This window comes from Celeribacter sp., assembly GCF_048266405.1.
Taxonomy (GTDB): domain Bacteria; phylum Pseudomonadota; class Alphaproteobacteria; order Rhodobacterales; family Rhodobacteraceae; genus Celeribacter.
Window position 1 is genome coordinate 1 of the sequence record NZ_JBLWZO010000026.1, and the last position, 16588, is coordinate 16588.

Annotated in this window: 14 protein-coding genes and 2 pseudogenes; 12 read left to right on the forward strand and 4 right to left on the reverse strand. The window is 51.1% G+C overall.

Annotated elements, in window-relative coordinates; translation table 11 throughout:
• The 4 genes and pseudogenes from ACN0TS_RS18450 to ACN0TS_RS18465 form a co-directional block, all read left to right on the forward strand.
• Nucleotides 1–240: pseudogene (locus tag ACN0TS_RS18450) on the forward strand (IS3 family transposase); the annotation flags it as partial.
• Nucleotides 222–605: pseudogene (locus ACN0TS_RS18455) on the forward strand (IS5 family transposase); the annotation flags it as partial. The pseudogenes ACN0TS_RS18450 and ACN0TS_RS18455, both read left to right, overlap by 19 nt.
• A gap of 118 nt (nucleotides 606–723) precedes the next feature.
• Entirely contained in the window at nucleotides 724–2184 is a 1461-nt protein-coding gene (locus tag ACN0TS_RS18460) for an exopolysaccharide biosynthesis polyprenyl glycosylphosphotransferase (protein WP_417260798.1), read from the forward strand.
• Between the two features lie 322 nt (nucleotides 2185–2506).
• Nucleotides 2507–3931 carry a mannose-1-phosphate guanylyltransferase/mannose-6-phosphate isomerase gene (locus ACN0TS_RS18465; protein ID WP_417260799.1) on the forward strand — a complete coding sequence of 475 codons (1425 nt, stop codon included), beginning with the start codon at nucleotides 2507–2509 and terminating at the stop codon, nucleotides 3929–3931.
• 179 nt (nucleotides 3932–4110) lie between these two features.
• On the opposite strand, the gene fcl is transcribed toward ACN0TS_RS18465, so the two are convergent.
• From fcl to ACN0TS_RS18485, 4 genes are all read right to left on the reverse strand, one after another.
• Complete coding sequence (fcl, locus tag ACN0TS_RS18470) at nucleotides 4111–5064, reverse strand: GDP-L-fucose synthase (RefSeq protein ID WP_417260800.1); 954 nt, start codon at nucleotides 5062–5064, stop codon at nucleotides 4111–4113.
• 334 nt (nucleotides 5065–5398) lie between these two features.
• Nucleotides 5399–6562, reverse strand: coding sequence for a DegT/DnrJ/EryC1/StrS family aminotransferase (locus ACN0TS_RS18475; protein ID WP_417260801.1), 1164 nt, complete (start codon nucleotides 6560–6562; stop codon nucleotides 5399–5401).
• 50 nt (nucleotides 6563–6612) lie between these two features.
• Nucleotides 6613–7377, reverse strand: coding sequence for a cytidylyltransferase domain-containing protein (locus ACN0TS_RS18480; protein ID WP_417260811.1), 765 nt, complete (start codon nucleotides 7375–7377; stop codon nucleotides 6613–6615).
• 136 nt (nucleotides 7378–7513) lie between these two features.
• The gene (locus tag ACN0TS_RS18485; RefSeq protein ID WP_417260802.1) at nucleotides 7514–9046 is read right to left on the reverse strand and encodes a lipid II flippase MurJ; all 1533 of its coding nucleotides are present in this window, start codon (nucleotides 9044–9046) and stop codon (nucleotides 7514–7516) included.
• Between the two features lie 370 nt (nucleotides 9047–9416).
• On the opposite strand from ACN0TS_RS18485, the gene pseB reads away from it, so the two are divergent.
• The 8 genes from pseB to ACN0TS_RS18525 form a co-directional block, all read left to right on the forward strand.
• Nucleotides 9417–10487, forward strand: a complete 1071-nt coding sequence (gene pseB / locus ACN0TS_RS18490; RefSeq protein ID WP_417260803.1) for a UDP-N-acetylglucosamine 4,6-dehydratase (inverting) — start codon at nucleotides 9417–9419, stop codon at nucleotides 10485–10487.
• On the forward strand, nucleotides 10471–11436 hold the full coding sequence (locus ACN0TS_RS18495; RefSeq protein WP_417260804.1) for an SDR family oxidoreductase: 966 nt from the start codon (nucleotides 10471–10473) through the stop codon (nucleotides 11434–11436). The genes pseB and ACN0TS_RS18495 overlap by 17 nt, the downstream gene beginning before the upstream one ends.
• Nucleotides 11426–12127: a PIG-L deacetylase family protein gene (locus ACN0TS_RS18500; protein ID WP_417260805.1), complete on the forward strand. Its 702-nt coding sequence runs from the start codon at nucleotides 11426–11428 to the stop codon at nucleotides 12125–12127. The genes ACN0TS_RS18495 and ACN0TS_RS18500 overlap by 11 nt, the downstream gene beginning before the upstream one ends.
• A gap of 284 nt (nucleotides 12128–12411) precedes the next feature.
• On the forward strand, nucleotides 12412–13176 hold the full coding sequence (locus ACN0TS_RS18505; protein WP_417260806.1) for a hypothetical protein: 765 nt from the start codon (nucleotides 12412–12414) through the stop codon (nucleotides 13174–13176).
• The gene (locus ACN0TS_RS18510) at nucleotides 13176–14111 is read left to right on the forward strand and encodes an aldo/keto reductase (RefSeq protein ID WP_417260807.1); all 936 of its coding nucleotides are present in this window, start codon (nucleotides 13176–13178) and stop codon (nucleotides 14109–14111) included. The genes ACN0TS_RS18505 and ACN0TS_RS18510 overlap by 1 nt, the downstream gene beginning before the upstream one ends.
• A 129-nt stretch (nucleotides 14112–14240) precedes the next feature.
• Complete coding sequence (locus tag ACN0TS_RS18515) at nucleotides 14241–15308, forward strand: N-acetylneuraminate synthase family protein (RefSeq protein WP_417260808.1); 1068 nt, start codon at nucleotides 14241–14243, stop codon at nucleotides 15306–15308.
• Nucleotides 15305–15988, forward strand: coding sequence for a WbqC family protein (locus ACN0TS_RS18520; protein WP_417260809.1), 684 nt, complete (start codon nucleotides 15305–15307; stop codon nucleotides 15986–15988). Before ACN0TS_RS18515 ends, ACN0TS_RS18520 begins: the two co-directional genes overlap by 4 nt.
• Nucleotides 15989–15992: 4 nt before the next feature.
• Nucleotides 15993–16588 (forward strand): class I SAM-dependent methyltransferase (locus ACN0TS_RS18525; protein WP_417260810.1); only part of this gene is annotated, 596 nt, incomplete at its 3' end.

Below are 16588 nucleotides of genomic sequence, written 5' to 3' on the forward strand. Positions count from 1 at the left end.
CGTCGGACGGATCAGACCGCTGTCGAAAGACGAATCAAGGAGATTTGCGAAGCGCGTGTTCGTTATGGCTATCGGCGTGTTCACGTCCTGTTGCGCCGGGAAGGCTGGGTGATCAACATGAAAAAAACGCGTCGGATTTACAAAGAGTTGGGTCTGCAACTCAGAAACAAGCATCCCAAGCGGCGGGTCAAGGCCAAGCGGCGCGAGGACCGGCAGATTGCAGTTGGACCAAACGACATGTAGATGTCCTCGGTCGCCCGGTGCGCCTTGCGATCAGTGGCGGACAACTCCACGACAGCAAGATGATTGACTGCTTCCTGAATTGGTCAAAACCACCATTGGCCATTGTCGCCGACAAGGCCTATGGTAGTGCACGTATCCGTCGGGAGATAGAGGATGAAGGTGCCTTGCCGGTGACCCGCGCCAAGGCAAATGCCAAAAATCCGATCCCTCATGATGCTGGTCTTTACGCCAAACGCAATCTTGTTGAACGTTTCTTCTGTCGCATGAAGGATATGAGGCGGTTGACTATCCGATACGAAAAGTGCGCAGAAAACTTCCTCAATATGGTCAGACTGTTCGCAATCAGATGTTGGGCCAATTGAGTCCAGACCCTAGTTAGAAATTGTGATAGGTGAGTAGATATGCAAATATATCTTTGAAATTCTTTATTTTATGAGTTTCCAATATTTTATCCGTAATTTTCCGGTGTAGAGGGTGTTTTTGAAAGAAAAATTGAAGTTCACTCATTCTATCAACACCTACGGTAGAAAAAGAGTGTTTGTTCGAGATGTAATTGCGATAGGAGATGTTGCCGTATTTTTAATTTCGGCATCTATCGCATCTTTCTTTCGGTTCGACACTTTTGTCGTTCCTGATATTTTATTTTTCCCTCTAATTTTTGTTTCGGTTTTTTATTTCGTATTTATGATTGCGATGAGAGCGTATACTAGTCTGGATTTTAGTGTTCTCAGGTTTGGTGTCGTTCGACTGGCGGTATCATTGGCATTTGCATACGGACTATTCTTTTCATTGTCTTACTTTACAAAATCGTCAAGTGAAATTTCACGTTTATGGATGGGATACAATTTCGTTTCGTGTCTTGTTCTTTTTACATCTTACCGACTAGTATTTGGATATATTTTATATAAAACTGGCGCGGTTGCGAAATTACGTCCAGCATTTGCGGTTATCTACAGCTCTTCGTGCAGGAATGTGATGGATGCGATTAGCACTGCGAAGGACACGCATCGCATCAATGTCATGAAATGCATTGAATTGCCGGAGTTGAATGCTGATTCCTATACGGAAGCTCAAGTTGAAGCCGAGATGGCTTTGCTTAGAAGCTCTGCGCCGGATGTGTTGATTCTTGCTCTTTCCGAGGAAGATCGCAGAAGATTTTCAGCATTACTGCCCTTAATTTCTGCGATGCCGTCGGAAATTTTGGAGTTTTCTGAGTTTACGACCAATAGCCTGAAAACTGAACGTGACAAAATAAACATGAGTTCCGGCCACCCAAGTGAATGGGTGGTTGTAGCTGGATTGCCGTTTGTCCGAAGTGCAACGCAACCCCTTTCTGGACGGGGATGGTGGATCAAGCGCCTTGAAGATATTGTTTTAGGGGTGTTTTTAATTGCTCTGTTTTTGCCTGTTATGATTTTTGCTGCCGTGGGGGTTAAGCTTACAAGTCGGGGACCGGTCCTGTATCGTCAACAGCGTCATGGCTTCAATGGCAAGGAAATCGGGGTCCTTAAATTCCGCTCAATGTATGCTGAATGTTGTGATCCCGATGCTTCTGGTGAGTTATCCCAAGTAAAAAGGGGGGACACTCGTGTGACAAGGTTTGGCTTGCTCCTTCGGCGGACGAGTCTGGACGAATTGCCGCAGCTGTTCAATGTCTTGAAGGGGGAGATGTCTCTTGTTGGGCCTCGCCCGCATGCAACCAATCAGTATGATCTTTATCAGGGAAAGGTTGATACGTATTTCTCTCGGCATCGCGTGCGGCCGGGGATTACAGGCTGGGCGCAAGTTAATGGTTGGCGCGGAGAGACTGATACCGACGAAAAAATTCGCCAGCGGATTGCATGTGATCTGTACTACATTCGGCATTGGTCGATCTGGTTTGATCTCCGCATTCTGTTTTTAACTCTATTGTCCGGATTTGCGAACAAAAACGCTTTTTGATGTCCGCTGTGCTTGGGGTGGGTAACACAATCACTGCCTCAGCCTTTTCAGGTGGAAGGCGAGCACCGACTCTCGCGGCTAAAAAACTTTCGCACATGGACAGAGAGATACTTCGATCTGCGAACTGATACGGATGTTAAGCGGACAATTTCTGTATGAGGGGTGAGCGCCTTTTTCGGCAGATATTCGGGAAAAGGCAGAGTTTCTTCTCAATTTTAGGCCGGTGCCGACAATAGGGGATTTTGTTTGTTAAAGGCTACCCTAATGTTTATGAAATATATAGGATTTCCCCCGCAGTGACTTTTTTCGGATTGACTTAAGTATGCCCGCCCCAAATATTCTGCCTGTTATTTTGTGCGGCGGGGACGGGACCCGCCTTTGGCCGCTATCGCGACAAGGCTTTCCTAAACAATTTTTGCCGTTGTTTGGCAACAGGTCATTGTTGGAATTGACGCTGGAACGATTGGCTGCATTCGGTCAGCTACAAGCTATAGCAGGTGAGCAGCATCGTTTTCTGATCAATGAGGCATCAGAGCGTGCGGGTGTTCCGATTAATCAGATATTGGAGCCTTGCGGGCGAGATACGGCTGCTGCGATGGCGTTAGCGGCCTTGCGTGCTGATCCTGCGGTAGACCTGCTGCTGTTTTGTCCTGCAGACCACTATATTCCCGAGACAGACAAATTTCTTGATATGGTTCGTGGTGCAACGGACGTTGCGTTGAGTGGAAATATTGTCACCTTTGGTGTTGAGCCCAGCGTTCCAAGTACATCCTTTGGGTATATCGAGCTTGGAGAATGCCTGTCGGACGGGGCATGGCGCGGCATGCGGTTTTGGGAAAAGCCAGACCGGCAAAGGGCGATGGAATTTACAATCTCCAAGAAATATCTTTGGAATTCGGGGATGTTTATGATGCGTCCCTCTGTTTTGCGGGAGGCATTGTCACGGCACGTTCCTGAAATGTTTGAGATTTGTAAACGTGCTGTTGCAAATGGCGAAACGGATGGGACGTTTTTCCGTCCTGGGCCGGAGTATCAGGACACAGAGGCAAAAAGCATCGACTATGCGGTAATGGAAAAAGAAGATCGCATCGCCGTTTTTCCATTTGCAGGGCATTGGTATGACATCGGGAGTTGGGATGCTATTTCTGAAGTGGCCGAGAAGCTTGAAGATGGAAACCTGGTGCTTGGCGGGGCTGAAAATATCAAACTTCTGAACACGCACAATACTCTGATCCATTCGTCTGAAGGGCGGGTGGCTGTTTTGATTGGTGTTCATGATTTGGTGATTGTTGACACTCCCGATGCTCTGCTGGTCGCGAAAAGGGATCAGGTTTCAAGTGTAAAATCGGCGGTTCAAGACCTTAAGACCGAAGGGTGGGAACAGGCTGTGTCCCATCGAAAAGTGGCCAGGCCCTGGGGAAGCTTCGAGAGCATCGAGAAGAAGAATAAATTTCAAGTGAAGCGTATTTCCGTCAAGCCGGGCGGGAAACTGTCGCTGCAAAGTCATCAATTAAGATCAGAGCACTGGGTGGTTGTGTCAGGAACGGCACATGTCTACCGCGGCGGTGAGGAATTTGAGCTCCAGGAAAATCAGTCGACTTATATTCCCCGCGGTGTTGTGCACCGTTTGCAAAACAGGGAAGATTGCGTTCTCGATATTATTGAAATCCAGACCGGCGATTATCTTGGCGAGGATGATATCAAGCGGTTTGAAGATATTTATGGGCGCGATAGTTCTTCGACTTGACCCAAACCAGCAACGAATAGGAATCCTGTCTGCGGGCGCAGGTACTTCAGGCATGATTGCGGCGATTTTTAACGCAGGGGTGGTTGCGGGTAATAGTTAATGAGTTATATCACTGCGCACAGTGATGTTTTGAAAGCTTTTTCCGTGTTTTCTAAGCACTTTCCTTGCGGTAAACGCCTTTAAAGTCGGGCTTCCTTAGCGTTTTCCAAAAACCAGCGGTAGGTTTGAGCCAATCCGTCGGCTAAAGCAATCTGGTGATGCCAGCCCAAAGCGTGCAATCGATCCAACCGCATCAACTTTCTTGGCGTTCCATCGGGTTTGCTGGGATCAAAGATCAGATCGCCCTGATAGCCCACCACATCCTTAACAGCATGTGCGAAAGTGGAAATTGTCAGTTCTTCGCCGCTACCTACGTTCACATGCTCTTCGCTAGAATAAGCTTTTACTAAGAAGACACAAGCATCCGCCATATCGTCTACATGCAAAAAATCCCGCAGCGGCGTTCCTGTTCCCCATACGTCGACCTGAGGTGTTTCGGTTTGCTTGGCTTCGTGGAACCGGCGCATCAAAGCCGCAGGAACGTGGCCGTTTTCGGGGTGAAAGTTGTCTCCCGGACCGTATAAGTTTGTCGGCATGGCGGAAATGAAGTCACGGCCGTACTGGCGGCGATAGGCTTGGCACAACTTAATGCCCGCGATCTTTGCAATGGCGTACCATTCGTTGGTTGGCTCCAACGGGCCTGTCAGGAGGGCCTCTTCGGGCATGGGTTGCGGCGCCAAGCGTGGGTAGATGCAAGAAGAGCCCAAGAACAAGAGCTTTTGAGTCCCGATCTGGTGGGCAGCATGGATAAGGTTGGCCTCGATCATCAGATTGCTATACAGAAAATCCACCGGCAGTATGTTATTGGCATTGATGCCACCAACCTTTGCGGCCGCCATGATAACCACGTCAGGTTTGTTGCAATCAATCCAAGCATTGACAGCCTTCTGATCGGTCAAATCCAGCTCATCCCGACCAACTGTGAGAACCGTGCAGTCTTCGCGTGCCAAGCGGCGAACAATTGCGCTGCCCACCATACCCCGATGTCCGGCGACAAAAACGCGCTTGCCATGTAAATCAAACACTGTGCTCATTGTTGGTTCTCCGCCAAGACCCGCCCAAAGGAAAAGCAGGGAATGGAAACATCGATCTGCTGCTCATGCAGCAGGGGTTGTATTTTCGTCGGGGCCGTGAAGGCATAATTCCGGAAGGTCGGTCATTTTCGGCATTCCGTCTATGTGATGCTCGATGGATCGGATCATTTGAGAAACAACCTGCAAAAAATGACCGCAGCTGTCTCGACCATGTGGTCATCAAAGAATAGCTCTATGGCTTGGAGAATCCGATCAATAGCTGCTAAATTTCCTTAGGGTAGACAAGCCCCATAGAAACGTATTGGGGCTTGTCTTGGTTCGTGACGCAGAAAAATTACGAAAATTGTTTGATGGTCTTGCGCAATATTTCAGCTTGTTGTTCGGCTTCATGCCAGTTCCAGTAGTTGGTTCTAAACTGGAAAATTTTCGGTTGCACCAATTCCGCGTTGGGGCACAGGCCTGGCGCAAAGCTCTGATAGGTGCCGGTGTATGCGGGGTGGGTGATCGGACAGCCGTTGGCAAACATCGGTTCCAGATAGCTGAGTTTCCATGCCGCATAGACGCCATCACCCCCATTGGCAAGGAACGCGTCGCGGAATTGATGCCACGTCACATCCGTGTGTTCCAATTTGGCAACAAAAGTCCAATAGCTGTTTGTATAGTCTTCGGGGGTTTTCTGCGGTACGAACCAGTTACATCCTGTAATGGCCTCCTTAAATAGGTGGCCGACATCAACGCGGCGCTGCACCAGTTCGTCGATCCGTTCCAGTTGGGCTAACACCACTGCCGCACAGAGTTCTGGCATCCTGTAGTTGAAGCCCGTCGAAACGTGGCGGGAATAATTGGGATCCTGAATATCGTTTTTGGTGATCTTACCCTTGCGCGACCCTACGCCGGCGTAGCCCAAGCTGTTGAAGCGTCGGATATTGTTGGCGAGCGTTTCGTCGTTCGTGACGATCATACCGCCTTCTCCAGCGGTCAGGTGTTTGGAACTTTGGAAGCTAAAGCTCGACATGTGGCCGACGGTGCCCATTTGACGGCCTTTATAGGTGTTGGTGATGGCTTCGGCATCGTCTTCGATCACCACAAGGTTATGGTCTTTGGCTATCTGCATGATTGCATCCATATCCGGCGATAAACCATAGAGCGCCACGGGAATAATGGCTTTGGTCCGCTCAGTGACCCGTTCGCGGATGCTTGCCGGATCGATTTGGAAGGTGTCTGGATCGACATCCGCAAAAACCGGCACTGCATGTGCCTGCAAAACGACAAAAGTCGTCGAGGACATGGTGAGTGGTGGTACGATCACTTCGTCGCCTGGGCCGACACCGGCTGCCTCCAAGGCGGCGTGCATCGTGCAGGTGCCGTTCATGAAGGAAATGCCAAATTCCATTCCGAGCTGCTCGGCAAAAGCCTTTTCGAGGCGGGTGCAGAACTCTGATCCTTTCGATGTTTCAAACCCATAATCCAAGCACTGCAACAAGTAGCGACGTTCCAAATCAGAGACACGTTCAATGATGCGCTTTTCAGGGGGGGGATAGGAAAACATCAGTTATCACCTATTTCTGTACGGTAAAGGGCGGAGCGTGCAACCTGTGAATTTAAAGTGGCAATTTCCGGTTTTTGTTCTAACAGGGCGAGAATTTTTTCCATGCTGGGCATGGGGTCATTTGGGAATTGTGCAAAAACTGCTTTAAAGAATGCCATATCCATGGCGGTGTCGAGGGTCCAGCGGCAAGCGGAGAGATCGGGCGCACCATGAAGGCTGTTACATCGAAATTGCTTTGGATGGTTGTACAAATAAGGTGTTACGTGCTCTCGCTCATATGCGTCGTCGCATGCATCGTCAGCGGCCAACAGCGCCCTAATGGCGACGATTTCGGTGTCTTGGCCTTCAGGCAGCCAGGGCGGCTGATTATTACATACGTAGTCCCAGCGCCCGCGTTCAGCCAGAAAGGCGCCAATCGTTGCATCCATCACCGCCGGGTCCTTAAGCGGGTCGTCAGCGGTCAGGCGCACGACTGCACCGGCCTCTCTTTCCTCTTTGGGTATGAGGGCCCGTACCGTTTGCGCATAACGGTTTAAAACATCATCTTCCGCGCCACGAAAAACCAAAACCCCAGCATTTTCCAAAGTGCGTTCCAGAACGTCATCGGCAGCTGCGGTCGATGTGGCAACAATGACCCTATCAATCAATCGGGCCGCCTTGGCCCGGTCGACTAGGTGCATGACGACCGGTTTTCCGACGAGATTCATTAAGGTTTTGCCTGGCAAGCGTGTCGATCCCATGCGGGCCTGAATAATAGCAGTCACTGTCAAAGTTATTTTGCCTTTAATGGATATTCATGGTTACCGAGGTTGCGCAAGTTACTCCTCCGTTATCTCGGTTTCAATAATAACCGGGAAGCTGTGTCGAAGAGATGAAACGGAGGGACCAGAACAAATGAGGTTATTCGGGTTGTCGCCGTAATAAACTGGCGAGCAAGGCCCTGTCCGCTGCTGGAAGGCCCCCAATCATAACAAATATGGCAAAATAACCACTAATGGCAGCTCCAACTGTCAGTGCCAGGACCGCGATCTCGGTCGACCCTACAGTTCCTGGGGTATAGCCGCTCCAAACTAAGCTGGCACTCATCACCAATGTTGCCAACAAGGAACGTACCAGGCTCAACCAGTGAAAAGAGATCCTAAAGTGTTTGCGGACCTTGACGAGGGCATAGGCAAACGCCGTTCCATAGGCGACCACCGAGACCGCAGCCGGCACTGTGACGTTAGGGAAAAAGGGCAGAATCGCAAGGTTGAGAGCGACGTTTCCTGCAAGCGCTATAAGGTTTGCCTTAAAAATAACGGACGTTTGACGGGTTACGAAGGCGACACTCGAAAGCAAGATAACAATGCCATAAAACACCATTCCCAACGCAATCAATGCCACAGCCCAACGTCCGGCTAATGCCATTTCAGGCATTGTCAGGGCCGCAACTACCGAAGGACCGACGACCAGGGCGCCTGCGGTAAACGGAATGGCGAGAACTAAAAATAGATGCAGGGCATGGGAAACGAGCTGTTCGGCCTGTTGAGGTTTTTTTTTATCCCACAAGCGGCACAGGGGCGGGGGCAAAACGGTGGCAAGGACTTTGGGAAAAAAAGCCAACAAGCCTGCTAAAGCGTATGAGGACTGGTACTGCCCTACCGCAGCTAAGGAGAGGAAAAGGCCGATCAGGTATCGATCTCCGAAGGCAACTAGGAAATCAACGACGAATTCTCCTGTCAGAGGGAGGCCAACGCGTGCATCCGCCCAAAATGTCGGCCAGTGAAACCGTGGCCAGCTTAAGCCGGTCTCTCGGAATACGCCCAGCACAAGTGTTGGCAGGGACAAAACCAGCAGCGAACTGCCTTGGAGAAGCAACAGCGTATCCAGACTAAGATCATGCCACCACAAAACGACACCGACAGTAGCGCCAATATGGATATAGATTTGTCCCACGGTCAGCAGGTTAAAAATGCCAAACCGCGAGGTGTATCGATAATAATCTGTGGCCTTTTCTTGAAGCGTTAATCCTAACAGCCACAGAACCAAATATCCGGGAGAGAAGGGAATGCTCTCTCCGAGCAACGCGAAAAAGGCAGGGCTAACAAGATAGAGCACCGTTGCAAAGGCAGCGGTTGAAAAAATGCGGAAGGTAAGCGGAGGCATCAGCAACGCGCCACGCTGACTTCCTTTGTCTGTTGCTGGAAGTTCGCGGCGGAATGTGTAGTTGGTGCCAAATGATGAAATTCCACCAAGAAATACAACGATCGATGATAGAAGGACGTACGCGCCAAAAACGGAATCGCCAGCTGTTTTGACGATGATGGGCATGATGATCAGGCCACGTAAGCTGACCAAAAATTGCGTAAGGCCTCCAAGCAAAATTTGTTTTGCTATAGATCGACCAACCGACATCATGCCTCCTGACATATACGCTTCAAGAATAAGTGCCATAGAATACCTTGCACTGAAAGCACCCGATAGCATGAGCGATGTCTACAAGAAAATGAACGTTCTGCCGATCATGTTTTGCTTTTTGAATTTGGGAGAATGATCGTTAAGAGTTGAGGTCAACCTCTTTACAGTACATTTTAGAGAAATTTTTCAGTATGGCCTATAGTCTAATCAGACAATCGGGCATAAATTGCAGCGTTTATGGAAATCTAGCTTAGGCCTTTCGATTGTAAACTGTGGCAGTTTGGCACCTAGGGTGGCAGAAAACGCGGTGCAGGAATACACATCTTCGAAGAGAATGGTATCTTCACGACTTGACGCCGTGTTGACCAAAGAGGGGATAGTCCCTCAATCAAGAAAGACAGCAAGTATGAGTGTAGGCAGGTTCACGGGTGAAAACACCGATTGGTCGATCTTCAACGGAAAATCGGTCTTAGTTACCGGTGGGACAGGATCATTTGGGCGGAAATTCGTTCGCACCTTGCTTGATCAAGCACTCCCGCGCCGTGTGGTCATTTTTTCCCGAGACGAGTTAAAGCAATATGAGATGGATCATGATTTCCAATCTCACCCGAATTATAGTTGTTTACGTTTTTTTATCGGCGATGTGCGCGATATAAACCGCCTTGTCATGGCGTTCCGGGATGTTGATATCGTTATCCACGCTGCGGCGCTGAAGCATGTACCGATTGCTGAAGCCAATCCATTCGAATGTATCCGAACTAACGTGGTTGGCGCTGAAAACGTGGTGACGGCCTGCCTGAAGACCGATGTGCAAAAAGTGGTTGCGCTGTCCACCGACAAGGCCGCAAGCCCGTTGAACCTTTATGGGGCGAGTAAACTGGCCTCCGATAAAATCTTTGTCGCTGGGAACAACATGTCTGGGGCCAACGGTCCGCGCTTCTGTGTGGTTCGTTATGGTAACGTGCTGGGATCGCGTGGCAGCGTCATCCCATTATTTCGCAAGATGATTAAGGATGGGGCGTCGGATCTGCCCATCACTGACGAACGGATGACCCGTTTCTGGATTACCCTAGCACAGGGCGTGTCCTTTGTGGTGTCGAGCCTCAGCCTTATGGACGGTGGAGAGATTTTTATCCCCAAGATTCCCAGTATGCAAATGGTTGATCTGACAGTGGCCTTAGCACCTGGGGTGCCGCGGCGGATCGTGGGAATCCGCCCTGGTGAGAAGTTGCACGAAGTGATGATCACCCAAGATGACGCTCGCAACACTTTTGAACTAAATGACCGGTTCATTATTGAGCCATCTCTCGTTTTCTGGGATCGCAGCCATGTCAAAACCAAAGGCGTTCCTGTTGCGGATGGATTCTATTACACCAGCGAGAACAATCCCGACACCCTAGACGCAGCTGGTTTGACGGGTATGTTGCGTGAGGCAGGGCTGTTCGATGAAGACGGTCAAAATGGCACGCACCGATAATCGCAATGCACCTGCTCCGGTTCTGCTAACCGGAGCAGGTGGTGCTTTGGGTCTTTATTTCTGTTCTGCTTGGGCCAAGAACGGATTGGCAGGGCGTCGTATCGTTCCTCTCGTCCGCGACGGCCGGCAACAGAAAGGCACGCTTGCGATGACAGGACATTATCTTGCGCCGGTCGAACACGTTGATCTTGCAGACCATGCGCAAACAGAAGCTTTGATTGTCCGTTTTCGGCCAAGCGTAATTATCCATTGTGCTGCTTTGGCCAATGTGGATCGTTGCGAGGATGATCTAGATAAGGCGTTTCGGGACAATGTGGAAGGCACAAGATCAATCGTCGACGCCTTGCAGTCCAATGCGCCAGACTGCCATTTGGTGCATATTTCTACCGATCAAGTGTATCGTGATGGTGGCGGATGCCGGGGAGAGATCGGCCCGGTTAACGTGTATGGATGGACCAAGTTGTGGAGCGAAGATATCGCCCGTCAGCATAAGGTTACGACGGTTCTCCGACTAAACTATGTGGGGCGGGGAACATCGGCACGCCCGGGATTGGTCGCTTGGCTGGTCGATAGCCTGCGCGCAGAAAAACCTGTCACGCTATTTCAAGATGTGCTCTTTAATCCCTGCCACGGAGCCTTGGTGCCGCAGGTAGTGGAACGTATGATCATGGCGCAGACTACAGGGACTTTTAACCTTGGGTCACGCGGTGGAGGACTGTCCAAAGCAGATTTCTTGCTGGGGGTGGCGCAAAAGCTCTGCTTGCCGACCCAAACCGCGAATCTTGGTCGATTGAGCGATTTGTCTTTAAAGGCGCCGCGCTCTTTAGACATGCGCATGGATGTTTCTGCAACGGAAACCGCCTTGGGAGAACAGCTACCTTCCCTTATGGAAACCCTTGAGATGTTGGTTGCTGAATGGCGAAAAGAGGAAGAGCATAATGCTTGGTGAAGAACGGGTTTTAGTGATTGCAGCCCATCCCGATGATGAAGTTCTCGGCTGTGGGGGGACGATGGCACGATACCGTGCCTTGGGATGTTCGGTCCGAGTGGTTTTTTTGGCCGAAGGAGTTACCGCCCGCTTCACACCTGAGCAGTTTGGCACCCCTGAAGTAATAGAAAAATCGGCACTGCGGAATGCCAACGCGGTCACGGCCATAGCGGCTTTGGGTGTCGATGCAGAGCAGGTCTTTTTGTCGGAGCGTCCCTGTTGCCGTCTTGATCAGGTCCCGCTTCTTGACCTCACAAAACAAATAGAATCTCATATTCGCGATTTTCACCCGACGCGCTTGTTTACCCATTCTGCAGATGATCCGAATGTTGATCATGGAGTTGCTCATCGCGCAGTCTTGCCGGCGGTGCGCCCTTTGAGTGGGCAAAGTCTGCGTGCCGTGTTTGCCTTTGAGGTTTTGTCGAGTACCGAATGGAACCCGTTAAAACCGTTTGCACCAACCGTCTTCCACGACATCACGGATCATATGGACCAGAAGGTTGCGGCGATGACTGCTTATGACGACGAGATGCATCCAGCACCACATCCGCGTTCTCCAGAAGTCATCCGCGCCTTGGGGCGTTTCCGTGGAGCACAAGCGGGTTTACCCTATGCTGAGGGTTTCGCGCTGATTCGCGGTATTAATTTGTAATGTCTTGGCCGCCGCTTCTTATCCGCTGCGATGCCGGTAGGGATCACGGTTTAGGGCACTTGATGCGCTGCTTGTCCTTGGCGGAATCCTTGCGCGCTGAGGGCGGGCCGGTTGCACAGTTCTTAATGCAAGCTCCTGACGACATTCGCCAAAGGGTAAGCGATGCCGGATTTTCGGTATTAGCAACGTCGTCAGTTGCTGGATCTGCGGGCCAAGACTGTTCACAGCTCGTGGCATGGTGTCAGAAAAATAGAGGCTCCCAAGACGCGAATCCGTGGGTCGTTATGGACGGAAAATATGCAGATCCATCGACTTTGGTTCCGTTGGGTGGTGTATCTAGGCTGATTTGTTATGATGACGCCCCATACCGCGATTTTCCCGCTGCCGTGATTATCAATGCCCAACCATGGACGGCCGAACAGGATTACCGGCCTCGCGTCAGGCGGCGGATTTTAGCTGGAGGCCGCTATAACGCTATTCATCCAGACTATTTTGCTGCTGCCGAAAAAAACGACCGGCAGGCTGTTTTGATCACGATGGGCGGGGAAGATCCAGCAAACGATACGGCTTGGATTGCCCGCACGATGCACGATATGCTGGCAAGCTATCGAGTTTTGGCTGTCATCGGACCAGTCCATCCGGATCGCACCGGGGCTGTTGCCGCCATTAGTCAGTATCTTCCGAAAGCAGAAATTACTCATGCACCACCGTCGTTAATTCCGGCTGCAGAATGCTCATTTTTGGCCCTTTCTGCGGGCGGGACGAGTTGCTGTGAACTTCAGGCAGCGGGCGTGGCCGTTGCGGCGTTGGCGGTTGAAGAACACCAAATTCCCTTTATCAAGGCGCTGGAGCATTTGGGTGGGGTTGTGCCCTTGGCCGGGCCTGCGCCTGTTTCCTATCCGCGCCCGGCAGAGCCTTCCAGGACCATCTTACGCCGCTTGTTGTCGGATGACGTGTGGCGCAATGAGCGTATTACCCGAGGAAGGGCGTTGTTTCCAGCCCCTGGAGGGCGGTATTTGGCCCAGTCTTTGATGGAGATTTTGCAGTAATGTCTGCAAGTGCCGAACGGCTGGTTTTAGGGACGGCTCAATTGGGATTGTCTTATGGGATCGCGAATCAAAGCGGGAAACCTGACCGAATAGCTGCAGTGCAGTTGGTTCACGCGGCGTTGGCAGCCGGTGTGCGTGTTTTGGACACAGCCCGGTGCTACGGAGATTCTGAAGACGTTCTTAAGGAGGCTCTATCCACTGCCAATCCACAAGTATCCCTGCGCCCGACAGTGATTACCAAGGTGAACACTCCTTTGGCCGAAGAAGCGGCCGTTATGGGCGATGCCGCGTTGGAACGGTTTGCCGAAGGCGGTGTGCGCGCGTCCTGTCGCGCATTGGGTGTTGATAGAGTACCTGTTCTGTTAATCCGTGAAGCGTGGCCCTTGAGGCATCCCAATGGGTTTTGGCGGACCTTATTGCGATTGCGCAAAGAGGGCGTGATTGGCACCTTAGGCTTGTCGGCCCAAGCGGCGGACGAAGCTGAACTCGCTGCGGAATGTGGTGACATCGGTCATCTGCAAATTCCGTTTAATATTCTAGACTATCGCTGGAAAGACAGCGCTGTTTTGGATCGTATCGCTGACCGCCCCGACCTAACCGTGCATGTTCGTTCGGTGTTTCTACAGGGGCTGTTGCTCGGCGGAAATCGGGTGTCTTGGCCCGCAGTAGCCAAAGGATGTGGTCCAGCTGTGCTGGCCGCCTTGGCCAAAGCGCAGCACGCGGTTGGACGTTCGTCTTTGGCGGACCTCTGTGTTGCGTATGTGTTAAGTTACCCACCGGTATCTGGGGTGGTGCTGGGAATGGAAACCACCGAGCAACTTCAGGAAAATCTTACTTTTGTGTCCCATCCTGCGCTGAGCATTGAAGAACGGCGCTGGGTCGATACCTTAATGCCCCAGGTGCCTGCCGCTTTGCTCAATCCCAGTTTGTGGTAAAAGAGCATTCCTGTATTCTATAGATAGGTGGTAAGCCCTTGGGCGAGCTGCTATGTACCCCGGTCAAATCGCCTGCGGGGTAAACCCTATGGCACAGATATAGCGTTACGAAGGAAAAGGTGGTGGCGTATGGCAGCGCAGATGAAGATTGGCTCACGTTTGATCGGAGATGATCATCCGGTTTTTGTGATGGCGGAAGCGGGAGCCAACCACAATGGCGAATTAGCGCTGGCAAAGGAGTTGGTGGATGTTGCCAAGGCGGCGGGTGCTGATTGCGTTAAGTTCCAGACGTTTACTGCTGCTGAATTCTGTGCCGACCGGACCAAGACCTTTACCTATTTCAGTCAAGGGAAAGAGGTTACCGAAAGCGAATACGAGATGTTTCGCCGTTTGGAGCTCTCCCGCGAGGAATGGGCCGAACTTATGGCCTACTGCGACCACCGCGACATCATGTTCCTGACTACAGTGCAAGACCCTGTTAATCTGGAAATGATGCAGGAGTTGGGGCTGCTGGCAATTAAAGTCGGATCAGACGATTTCGACCATTTGCCGAACCTTCGTGCCTTTGCAGCTACCGGTTTGCCGTTAATTATTTCCAAAGGCATGGCGGATGCCGAAGAAGTCGATAAAGTGGTCGGTGATTTGAAAAATCGCTCCACGAACCTTGGGGTTTTACACTGTGCATCGCTTTATCCTTCGGATCCCGAACATCTAAATTTGGCGCAGATTCCTGCGCTACGGCAGCGCCATCCCGATGTCGTCTGGGGCTTTTCAGACCATAGCCGTTCGACTGTGGCACCCGCCTTGGCGGTAGCCCTTGGGGCGCGGATCATTGAAAAGCACTTCACACTCAGTCATGACCACGCCGGTCCGGACCATTGGTTTTCGATGGATCCAAAAGAATTAACGGAAATGGTGGTGCACATTCGCTTTGCCGAGGCGGCGCAGGGTAGCGGCCTTATTGTGCCCAATGCTGAAGAAGAAAAAAGTCGAACCATTATGCGTCGGCGGATTGTCGCACGCTATGACCTGCCCGCAGGCACGGTTCTAGACGATAGTACAGTGACGTTTAAACGCGCCGAGCAGGGCTTATATGTAGGGGACTGGGACTCAGTTTGTGGGAGCACCTTGCGCACGGCCAAAGCGGTGGCTGAAGGGATTGACACCGAAGATTTGGAACCGGTGGATGGTAAATGATCGTTTCAATTCACCAACCAGCGTATTTGCCATGGTTGGGATATTTTGAAAAGATCAAGAAATCCGATCTTTTTCTTTATCTCGACACTGTGCAGTTCCAAAAGGGCAGCTTTCAGAATCGCAATAAGATCCGCACCAAAGAGGGATGGATCTGGCAAACGGTTCCGGTGCAAACAAAAGGCAAGCATTTTGAGCAGACCATTGCCGATGTGCCGATCAACAACCAGCTGCGCTGGCAATCCAAACATTGGGCGGCGATCACCCAAAATTACCGCAAAGCTCCCTTCGCTGCGAAGTGGCTGCCGCGTTTGGAGCCCTTTTACCATACACCCTATGATCGGTTGAGCGATCTGTGTTGGGATATGATGGTGGTATTCAATCAAGCTTTTGAGATTACCACGCCGATCCAAAAGACCTCGAAGCTGCCTTCTGTTGAGGGGACAAAGAGCGATCTCATTTTGAACCATTGTCAGGCGGTGAATGCCGACACCTATTTTTCCGGTTCCCAGGGACGTGGGTATTTGGATGAAGGTCCCTTTGCGCAGGCTGGTATCTCCGTGGTTTATCAGGATTACCAACACCCAAACTATGCTCAGACGTACCAAGGTTTTGAGCCCTATATGGGGGTTATCGACCTTTTAATGAACGAACCGCAGCCCGCAGATTTTTTGAGAGGATAGCAGGATGTCTTTTTCTCCAGAGTGGGAGGATCTCTATGCCACAGGTGCTCATCACAGCGTTTGGCCGTGGAGCGAACTGATATCGCTGATCATGCGCCATGCACGACCGCATCAGCGCGAAACACCGGCGCAGGTTTTGGAAATTGGCTGTGGTGTTGGGGCTAATATTCCACTGGTTCAATGGTTTGGAGGGATGTTTCATGGTGTGGATAACAGTGCTACCGCATTAGAAAGCATCCGGAAGCGGTATGGCGAGAAAGTGCAGTTGGCTCAAGCTGATTTTTGTGAAGACATCCCTTTTGAAGGTCCATTTGACCTCGTTATCGACCGGGCGTCGCTTACTCATAACCTGACAGCTGGTATAGAGCGCAGCTTGGACATGCTGGAAAAACGTTTGGCGCTAGGTGGCGTCTATGTAGGCATCCATTGGTTTTCGACTGATTGCGATGATTTTAAGCATGGAGAACCGACGGAAGATCCGTATGTGCGAAAAGGCTATACAAGTGGTGATTTTGTAGGCGTCGGTCAGGTCCACTTTTCTGATCAGGCCTGTTTAGAGCGGTTTTTTTCGCGGTACTCGATTGAGGTGATGGACCACGT

Bases quoted from the DNA above. Each gene is read 5' to 3' on its own strand.
- ACN0TS_RS18465 (WP_417260799.1), top strand. From the start codon at position 2,507: ATGCCCGCCCCAAATATTCTGCCTGTTATTTTGTGCGGCGGGGACGGG.
- fcl (WP_417260800.1), bottom strand. From the start codon at position 5,064: ATGAGCACAGTGTTTGATTTACATGGCAAGCGCGTTTTTGTCGCCGGA.
- ACN0TS_RS18485 (WP_417260802.1), bottom strand. From the start codon at position 9,046: ATGGCACTTATTCTTGAAGCGTATATGTCAGGAGGCATGATGTCGGTT.
- pseB (WP_417260803.1), top strand. From the start codon at position 9,417: ATGAGTGTAGGCAGGTTCACGGGTGAAAACACCGATTGGTCGATCTTC.
- ACN0TS_RS18495 (WP_417260804.1), top strand. From the start codon at position 10,471: ATGGCACGCACCGATAATCGCAATGCACCTGCTCCGGTTCTGCTAACC.
- ACN0TS_RS18500 (WP_417260805.1), top strand. From the start codon at position 11,426: ATGCTTGGTGAAGAACGGGTTTTAGTGATTGCAGCCCATCCCGATGAT.
- ACN0TS_RS18505 (WP_417260806.1), top strand. From the start codon at position 12,412: ATGGACGGAAAATATGCAGATCCATCGACTTTGGTTCCGTTGGGTGGT.
- ACN0TS_RS18510 (WP_417260807.1), top strand. From the start codon at position 13,176: ATGTCTGCAAGTGCCGAACGGCTGGTTTTAGGGACGGCTCAATTGGGA.
- ACN0TS_RS18515 (WP_417260808.1), top strand. From the start codon at position 14,241: ATGGCAGCGCAGATGAAGATTGGCTCACGTTTGATCGGAGATGATCAT.
- ACN0TS_RS18520 (WP_417260809.1), top strand. From the start codon at position 15,305: ATGATCGTTTCAATTCACCAACCAGCGTATTTGCCATGGTTGGGATAT.